The following is a 458-nucleotide window of genomic DNA, read 5'->3' as shown; positions in this document are numbered from 1 at the left end:
CCTACGGGAGGCAGCAGTGGGGAATATTGCGCAATGGGCGAAAGCCTGACGCAGCAACGCCGCGTGCGGGATGACGGCCTTCGGGTTGTAAACCGCTTTCAGCAGGGACGAAACTGACGGTACCTGCAGAAGAAGCACCGGCTAACTACGTGCCAGCAGCCGCGGTGATACGTAGGGTGCGAGCGTTGTCCGGAATTATTGGGCGTAAAGAGCTTGTAGGCGGTTTGTCGCGTCTGCCGTGAAAATCCGGGGCTCAACTCCGGACTTGCGGTGGGTACGGGCAGACTAGAGTGTGGTAGGGGAGACTGGAATTCCTGGTGTAGCGGTGAAATGCGCAGATATCAGGAGGAACACCGGTGGCGAAGGCGGGTCTCTGGGCCGATACTGACGCTGAGGAGCGAAAGCGTGGGGAGCGAACAGGATTAGATACCCCAGTAGTCCTGTCTCTTATACACATC

1 rRNA gene is annotated in these 458 nt (G+C 58.3%); it reads left to right on the top strand.

Annotated elements, in window-relative coordinates:
- Positions 1 to 458, top strand: a 16S ribosomal RNA gene (locus ACTHS4_RS11605); the annotation flags it as partial.

It is taken from the genome of Neisseria sp. P0014.S009, assembly GCF_051958155.1.
GTDB lineage: Bacteria > Pseudomonadota > Gammaproteobacteria > Burkholderiales > Neisseriaceae > Neisseria > Neisseria flavescens_C.
The sequence above is the reverse complement of the archived record's forward strand: the minus strand, read 5'-3'. Positions and strand labels throughout refer to the sequence as shown.